6 protein-coding genes are annotated in these 8488 nt (G+C 59.0%); 3 read left to right on the top strand and 3 right to left on the bottom strand.

From position 1 onward, the window contains the following. Nucleotides 1-89: 89 nt before the first annotated feature. Together QMX98_RS29255 and QMX98_RS29260 are read right to left on the bottom strand one after the other, a co-directional pair. Nucleotides 90-1943 carry a DUF4105 domain-containing protein gene (locus tag QMX98_RS29255; protein ID WP_010467514.1) on the bottom strand — a complete coding sequence of 618 codons (1854 nt, stop codon included), beginning with the start codon at nucleotides 1941-1943 and terminating at the stop codon, nucleotides 90-92. Between the two features lie 93 nt (nucleotides 1944-2036). Next, nucleotides 2037-2525 (bottom strand): DUF3015 domain-containing protein, encoded by a 489-nt coding sequence (locus QMX98_RS29260; protein WP_010467516.1) that lies wholly within the window; start codon nucleotides 2523-2525, stop codon nucleotides 2037-2039. A gap of 276 nt (nucleotides 2526-2801) precedes the next feature. On the opposite strand from QMX98_RS29260, the gene QMX98_RS29265 reads away from it, so the two are divergent. Together QMX98_RS29265 and QMX98_RS29270 are read left to right on the top strand one after the other, a co-directional pair. Next, nucleotides 2802-5240, top strand: coding sequence for an ATP-binding protein (locus tag QMX98_RS29265; RefSeq protein ID WP_010467518.1), 2439 nt, complete (start codon nucleotides 2802-2804; stop codon nucleotides 5238-5240). A 317-nt stretch (nucleotides 5241-5557) separates the two neighbouring features. After that, nucleotides 5558-5878 (top strand): hypothetical protein, encoded by a 321-nt coding sequence (locus QMX98_RS29270; protein WP_282411775.1) that lies wholly within the window; start codon nucleotides 5558-5560, stop codon nucleotides 5876-5878. Between the two features lie 24 nt (nucleotides 5879-5902). Here QMX98_RS29270 and QMX98_RS29275 read toward each other — a convergent pair whose 3' ends face one another. After that, on the bottom strand, nucleotides 5903-7732 hold the full coding sequence (locus tag QMX98_RS29275) for a hypothetical protein (protein ID WP_282411776.1): 1830 nt from the start codon (nucleotides 7730-7732) through the stop codon (nucleotides 5903-5905). 171 nt (nucleotides 7733-7903) lie between these two features. Here QMX98_RS29275 and QMX98_RS29280 point away from each other — a divergent pair, with 171 nt between their 5' ends. Beyond that, a complete protein-coding gene (locus tag QMX98_RS29280; protein WP_007943976.1) occupies nucleotides 7904-8392 on the top strand; it encodes a TIGR00645 family protein in 489 nt (162 codons plus the stop codon). Nucleotides 8393-8488: the final 96 nt, after the last annotated feature.

Raw genomic sequence — 8488 nt, forward strand, 5'->3', positions numbered from 1 at the left:
CGATGGCGGTGTGTCAGTCAACACTGATGTCGACTGATACACCGCCATCGCGAGCAGGCTCGCTCCCACAGGGACGGTGGGGTGTCAGGTCAATAGTGATACCACTTCACCTCAAGCATCACTTCGTTCTCGGGCGAGGCGAGGTGGCTGAATTCGCGCTGGGCACTCAGGCGCAGGCCCAGGTTGCGCGACAGTTCCCACTGCTGGTTGAGGCTCACACTGCGGCGCACCTCGCCGTTGGTGAAGAAATCGCCCTTGGTTTCCAGGCTGAAGTTGCCCAGTGGGTTTTTCCACAGCAGACCGCTATTGAAACCTGCCGCCGGTGCGATAAAGCCCGCGAAGTCGTTGTTGTGTTCGACACGCACGGTGCCCAGTGCAAAGCCGAGCATGTCTTCACCCAACTGCCAGGTGCCGCCGCCACCGCCGTTGACGTGGCTGACCAGCGTTTCATCGTCATGCTTGCCTGGCACGCGTTCCAGGCCGCCCGTGACTTGCCACGATAATGGCTTCAACAACTCATTGCGCGGCGTCAGGGAGCGAATGGTCGCCAGGTCCAGTTGCTGGAACTGCCAGTCATTGCCTTCGTACTGGCGCAGTTTCATCTGCAGGATTTCGATCTGCGCACCGAGCGGGAAGCTCTCGGCGTTATCGTTGAGGTCGTGATACGCCATGCGCAGGCCATATTCGCCAAAGGCCTTGTCGCCCCGGGTGCCGATGCCGGCTTGCCAGGTGCGGGATTCATGACCGTCCTCGGGCAGGCCGGGCCTCGGGATGTCCAGCTCAGGGGCGGGGTTCTGGTTGATCGCCCGCAGCAGTTCGAAACTGCGTTGCGCCCTCTCAGGATCGCGCTCCTGACCGTTGGCGCGATAGCGTTCGAGGCGGTAAGACGCATCGATGATCAGCGCCTGACGGTCGCGCGGTTGAGCCTTGAACGCTGGTGTCTGCAATTGCTTTTGGTCGGCGCTGACTTTCAGCACCCACTCCTGTTCTTCGTCAGTCAACGGCTCGGCGCGGCTCAGCAGTTCCCGTTCACGGGACGGACGATACTGAATGGATTCCACCAGCCCGGCTTCTTTCACCGCTTTGACGGTATCGGTCGGAATGGCCGTCAGTGGGAACTGTTCGGTCAGGCGCAGGCTTGGCCGCGCCACCTGCAGCAGCTCAAGCAGGCGATAGGAGCAGTTTTCGTCGAAAAAGAAATAGTCGAACTGGATCTGCTTCAACTCCCAGACGTGCTCGACCATGCGCTCGGTTTCTGCCTGCGTCAGGTTCAGCCGGTACTCCCACAGGTCCCGGTTTTCGAGGCTGCGGTATTCCGAGAGTTTTTCCTGATACGGCACCAGCGCGAACAGCCCCGGATAGCCGCCCATCAAGCCTTTCCAGGCGTAGAGGATGCTGTTATCCGAACCTTCGATGTAGGCGCCGAAGTTGATCGCGTAACTGAGCAGCGCGGTGTGATCACTCTGCACATCGGCCTGGTCGATGCGCAGCAAGGTATGGCCGAACATCGATGACGGACTGTTCAGGTAAGCCGCCGGGAAAATCATCACCGCGCTATGGGGCGAGACATCCTTGAACCATTGCTTGAACTCAGTGCAATCGAGCGCCGGCAAATCAGTCAGGTTGAGCTGCGCTTTCAACCAGCGGGTGCGCGCCGGGTACACACATTGGGCATGTTGTTCGCCCGCACTGGCCGGGGCGTACAGCGCCTGCACGGTGGCCGCCAGTTCGCGGTCGGGGTGTTCGTTACCGTCGGGTGCGAGAAAGAACTTTTTGTCGCTGACATAGCTGCGCCAGCCGCCCAGCTTGGCGGTTTCGTAATGGCCCAGGGAAATCCAGAAAGGGTCGTTGGCCAGTTGCTGCAAACGTTGATTGTCGACATGTGGCGCGGCGGACAGCGGGGCGCAGACACAGAGCGCCAGCCAGGCAAGGCGTTTGAGCATAGTGAGCAACTTAAGTCGAAAAAAAATAAAGACCCAAGGGGGACAGGTCCAAAAAATAAAACCCGCCCCCCGAAAGGAGCGGGTGGGTCGAGCTTAAGCTTGAGTAGCGTACTTGGCCAGACGTGGATCGTTCTTCAGAACGGCCAGGGTGTTGGTATGCACGTCGTCAGCGGTCACGTCAGCCTTGCTGAAGATCTGCTGGAAGTGCTGGTGAGTCACAGCGGCGAAGTGCGCACGGTCTTCCGGCGCCACGCCCAGTACCACGGCATAGGTCGTCAGCGCTTCGCCGTTACCTTTGGCCATGTCTTCGGACAGCTCGTTCATCATGCCATTCATGGCAAACCAGGATTTGCCGCCATAAGTCAGCGACGCATTAGTCGAGCAACCGTTGGTACCAGAAGTCATACCGAACGTTGCGTTACCGGAAGTGCCGTTGGTGGTGGATGCCAGGAAGTGAGCCGGGGTGCCACGCTGACCTTCGAACAGCATGTTGCCCCAACCGCAATCCGGGCCGCCTGGCGCTTGGGCCATGGCGTTGATGGATACAGCGGTGAAGAGAGTACCGAGAAGAATCCGTTTCATAGCTTTGTTCTCTTTATGTGCATACCAATGGACAAGGGGTCTGGCCCAATCCGGCGCCAGTGGGCCAGTTATTAATCCAGCCGCGCAGTTTGGAGTTTAGGCACGTTCCTGGGGTTCCGTGATTTTTTGCAAAACATTCGTTGAAATCATTGATTTGTCCCCGGCCGGCCTGGGGATGACGGTTTGTCTATGCTTTGGCTGGAGGCGCGCCTTGCAAGTGAGGTATGGGCAGCGCCAGAATGCCGCTATCTGCCCCGCCTGATGTAAGGAAGCCCGATGCCTGATCCTGTTGCTGCCAGCTTGCGTCTAGCGCCTGAAGCGCTGACCCGTCCGTTTTCCGCTGAACAGTTCAGCTTCTCTACCACCAATGATCTGGAGCCCTTTCGCGGTGTGCTTGGCCAGGAACGTGCGGTCGAAGCCTTGCAGTTCGGCGTGGCCATGCCACGCCCCGGTTACAACGTATTTGTCATGGGTGAGCCCGGCACCGGCCGGTTTTCGTTCGTCAAACGCTACCTGAAAGCCGAAGGCAAGCGCCTGCAGACCCCGGCCGACTGGGTCTACGTCAATAATTTCGATGAGCCTCGCGAGCCTCGTGCACTGGAATTGCCATCGGGCACTGCTGGCGCCTTCATCGGTGACATCAACGGCTTGATCGACAACCTGCTGGCGACTTTTCCGGCAGTGTTCGAGCATCCGTCCTACCAGCAGAAAAAAAGCGCCATCGACCGCGCCTTCAACCAGCGCTACGACAAGGCACTGGACGTGATCGAGCGCCTGGCGCTGGAGAAGGAAGTCGCGCTTTACCGCGACGCCAGCAACATCGCGTTCACGCCCATGAGCGAAGGCAAGGCCCTGGACGAAGCGGAATTCGCCCAGTTGCCGGAAGCCGATCGCGAGCGTTTCCACGACGATATTTCCGGTCTGGAGGAGCGACTGAACGAAGAGCTCGCCAGCCTGCCGCAATGGAAGCGCGAGTCGAGCAATCAGCTGCGCCACCTCAACGAAGAAACCATCACGTTGGCCTTGCAGCCGTTGCTGTCGCCGTTGTCGGAGAAATACGCCGAGAACGCCGCCGTTTGCGGTTACCTGCAAGCCATGCAGGTCTACCTGCTCAAGACCGTGGTCGAGCAACTGGTGGACGACAGCAAGACCGACGCCGTCGCCCGCAAATTGCTGGAAGAGCAATACGCTCCGAGCCTGGTGGTCGGTCATTCGTCCAGCGGCGGTGCGCCGGTGGTCTTCGAGCCGCACCCGACTTACGAAAACCTGTTTGGCCGCATTGAATACAGCACCGATCAGGGCGCGATGTACACGACCTATCGGCAACTGCGGCCGGGCGCATTGCACCGGGCCAACGGCGGTTTTCTGATCCTTGAAGCGGAAAAAATGCTCAGCGAGCCGTTCGTGTGGGATGCGCTCAAGCGCGCCCTGCAATCGCGCAAGCTGAAAATGGAGTCGCCGCTTGGTGAGCTGGGCCGCCTGGCCACCGTGACCCTGACGCCGCAACACATTCCGTTGCAGGTCAAAGTCGTCATCATCGGTGCGCGTCAGCTGTATTACACGCTGCAAGACCTCGATCCGGACTTCCAGGAGATGTTCCGCGTCCTGGTGGATTTCGACGAAGACATCCCGATGGTCGACGAGAGCCTGGAGCAGTTCGCCCAGTTGCTCAAAACCCGCACCTCGGAAGAAGGCATGGCGCCGCTGACGGCCGATGCCGTGGCGCGCCTGGCGACTTACAGCGCGCGCCTGGCCGAACACCAGGGGCGTTTGTCGGCGCGCATCGGTGATCTGTTCCAACTGGTCAGCGAGGCGGACTTCATTCGTCACCTGGCGGGGGACGAGATGACCGATGCCGGGCATATCGAGCGGGCGCTCAAGGCCAAGGCCACCCGTACCGGGCGGGTCTCTGCGCGGATTCTCGATGACATGCTCGCCGGGATCATCCTGATCGACACGGACGGCGCCGCCGTCGGCAAGTGCAACGGGCTGACCGTGCTGGAAGTCGGCGACTCGGCGTTCGGTGTGCCGGCGCGGATTTCCGCCACGGTCTACCCGGGCGGCAGCGGCATCGTCGACATCGAGCGCGAGGTCAACCTCGGCCAGCCGATCCACTCCAAGGGCGTGATGATCCTCACCGGGTATCTGGGCAGTCGTTACGCCCAGGAATTCCCGCTGGCGATTTCCGCGAGTATCGCGCTGGAGCAGTCCTACGGTTACGTCGATGGCGACAGTGCGTCGCTGGGCGAGGCGTGCACGCTGATTTCGGCCCTGTCGAAAACGCCGCTCAAGCAATGCTTTGCGATCACCGGCTCGATCAACCAGTTCGGTGAAGTGCAGGCGGTAGGCGGGGTCAACGAGAAGATCGAAGGCTTCTTCCGACTCTGCGAAGCCCGTGGGCTGACCGGTGAGCAGGGGGCGATCATTCCTCACGCCAACGTCGCCACGCTGATGCTCGACGAGAAGGTGCTCTCGGCGGTGCGTGCGGGGCAGTTCCATGTCTACGCCGTGCGCCAGGCTGACGAGGCGTTGAGCCTGTTGGTTGGCGAACCGGCCGGTGCGCCGGATGCCGATGGCCAGTTCCCCGAAGGCAGCGTTAACGCACGGGTGGTGGAACGCTTGCGCGTGATCGCGGAAATGATCAGCGAAGAAGACCTCAAGGAAGCCGAGAAAGAAGCGGCGCTGGAAGCCCTGGTGGAAGCCAAACCGGCCTGACCGATCTGAGGATCACCCCGATCCACAGTGGGAGCGAGCCTGCTCGCGATGTGGCACTTTCATCCAACACATGTGTCGGCTGAAAGTTCGCTATCGCGGGCAGGCTCACTCCCACATTTGTGATGTGTCCACTTCAAGAAAGTGCCATCACTCTGACGTCAATATTCACACAATGACCATTCGGCGCCTTCTGGTCTGACTTGACGTGCTAGTCAGACTTTTCTTCTATTCTCAGCTCAAGGATATCGACAGTAATCACTGGATCGAGACAGCCTTCCCTTGGGGGCTGAACACCGGATCTACCGAGGGTCGCCGCCATGTCGCGCAACCTCTGCCTCACCCGTCAATGCCTGGGCCTTGTGACCCGTATCGAGTGTGCCATCCGTCCGTTGGCGGGGGATACGGGCATGTGGACCTTGCTCTTCGCCGCCGGAATGGCCGGCGAACAACCTTCCGCCATCAAGGCGCAGGGACCGTTTCATGGGCCTTTCGTGGCGGAGTCCATCCTCGACACGATTGTTGAAAGCCTGACGCTGCATGGCTACGAACTGGCCGATGACCCACAAATCTGGTGCCTGCACCTGCAAGCCCAGCTGCGGGAAATCAACGGGGGCTGTTGCCGCAACCTCAATGGCTGAGTTCGGCGCGGCCACTGAAACCGGTTATTGATCAAGGTGGCTCAAATCCGCCTTGGCCAGTTTGACCTCGAAACCATATTGCACCGTGGTGAGGTCGGTTCGCTGATAGGTTTCCAGACGTGTTGGCTGGCCATAGAAGTAATGCACGGCAAATAGCGCCGGGCCTTCTGCGCTCGCGTCGTGAGTGACCGAAAGGATTTCTTTCAGATAGTTTCCAGAGTCGTCCTTGGCGAAAAAACGCCACTCCTGGGCAGGAAACAGCTTCAAATCAACCACCAAGGCATTGCCTTTGAGTTCCAGGCCTTTGGGCAACGTATGGGCGTCGAGCGTTTGTTTGGCCACCGTCGCCAGAAACAGCGGCATGGAGCCCACTGCATAGGCCGGTGTTTCCGGAAACAGGTTCAAGTCATAGGTGATGGCGCCACGTAGCGGATCGACCTCGTAAGCCTCAAGCGGCAGCTCGATCGGCCCATCGCGCTTGCCACTGCCATCCTCCGTAAAGAACGTGACCGGGCTATCGCCAGCGCTGAACGATGTACCGAGCATCTCGTCATTGAAGCTTCTGGGGTGGTCGAATTCAATGCGTGCGGCGCTGGGGTCATCCACCGACTGACTGACGATGATGCCCTTCTTCAGCTGCTCCTCACTCAATGTCGCGCCCTTGAGCCAGGTCGAGGCCTGATCGTCATACACCACCACCGGTAGGGTCAGTGGCTGGATGGTTTTTGCCATGGTGTGTGAGTCAAAGCGGCGCACCGGCAGGTTCAGGTCCTTGTGGGTCACCGTGACGGCCGAGAAATCCAGAACGCTCACTTCAACGGTTTCGACCGGACCGTTGAAATACACTTTGGTGTAATGATTCTTCTGCTGCGCCTCGAAGGTGCGCTGTTCTTCGTCGATCTGCTTTTCGAAAGTCTCGCTCCAGGCTTTCTGCTGCTGAATTTTCGCCAGTTGTTTTTGATAGAAGGCAATTTGCGCAGCGGTTTCGTTGATCGAACCCGATCGCGAGAGGAATTGCCCGGTGATGTCCCTGGCCTGGACGATCAGCGGATTCAACGGTGTTTCGCTGACTTCAGGGGCCAGTGGTGCGCTGTTGTTGAATTCGATTTCGGCGTAGTTGTTGCCCAGTTTCAGCAAGGTGACGCTGAGGTTGTCGTTGGTGCGGGTCTGGCCAACGTCTTTTTTCGTCAGGTCGAAGGTGTAGAGCCGGCGCGGGGCGATGACCTCGACCTTGCCTTGCAGGTTCACCGGTTGGGGCTGGTTCTTGTTGTCCATGTCCAGACCTTCGATGAACGGATAGGTCACCGTCAGATCATCCGGGTTGGTCAGGTTGGAACTCGAGGGGCTCAGTTGAATGCCGGGATCGGTTTCCGACCATTCCGGCTGGAACGCGATGACGCGCTTGTTGCTCAAGGTCACCGATTGCCATTCCAGGCCATGGGGAAAGAGAAACGCTGCCGGAATGTTGAAGTTGAAAGGGAACACCGGTTGCAGGTCGGTCAGGTAGTCGGAACTGGAATCCTTGTGCAGCACGAACAGGCCGTTGATGTAGGTGTCGACCAAAGCCTGAGGCGTGGGGTAGTGCTTGAGCACGGCGAGAACGTCTTCGCCGTATTCGGTTTCCACGGGTTTGCTGTCGAGCTTGAGTTGCGCACGCTCGAGCAACAGCAGTGAACCGCCGAGTTCGGCAACGGCATCCCTGAGCTTTGGATCCTCAATCGCATCCAGAGACTTCTCGAACTGCGCGGTCTTTTCCTCGAGGCTAGTCTGGCGCTTCTCATCGCTGGGTGAGCAGCCGCCCAGCAGCAGAGCCAGGCAAATGCCGGCACTCGTTATTGGCAATCGCACATCCATTTCCAGTCTTCCTGTCCGATGTCGCTGAGCTGTCAATAGTCTGGACACTAGCAGAAAAACTTTGTGGCACACGCGCAGGTCGCGGATTTGCCGAAGGTTTCTGGCTGCTTCAGGGTATAGGCAGGGGGCTGGTATACTTGCGGCCATTTTCAACATCACGTGTGAGATTCAATGGAACGCTTTATCGAAAATGCAATGTATGCCTCCCGCTGGCTGCTGGCACCGATCTACTTCGGTCTGTCCCTTGGGCTACTGGCGCTGGCGCTGAAATTCTTCCAGGAAGTTTTCCACGTCATTCCCAACGTATTCTCGATGGCCGAGTCGGACCTGATCCTGGTGCTGCTGTCGCTGATCGACATGGCACTGGTGGGTGGCTTGCTGGTGATGGTGATGATCTCCGGTTACGAGAACTTCGTTTCCCAGCTGGACATCGACGACAGCAAGGAAAAGCTCAACTGGCTGGGCACCATGGATTCGTCTTCGCTGAAGATGAAAGTGGCGGCCTCCATCGTGGCGATTTCGTCGATCCACCTGCTGCGGATCTTCATGGACGCCAAGAACGTCGATCCCGAGCATTTGAAGTGGTACGTGATTATTCACATGACGTTCGTCGTGTCGGCGTTTGCCATGGGTTATCTGGATAAGCTGACCAAGCACTGACGCTCACAAAGCCCTGTAGGAGCGAGGCTTGCCCGCGAAGGGGCTGTGTCAGTCGATACAGTTGTTGCCAGTCACACCGCCTTCGCGGGCAAGCCT

The organism is Pseudomonas sp. PS02303 (assembly GCF_029959925.1).
In the GTDB taxonomy this organism is placed as follows: Bacteria; Pseudomonadota; Gammaproteobacteria; order Pseudomonadales; family Pseudomonadaceae; genus Aquipseudomonas; species Aquipseudomonas mandelii.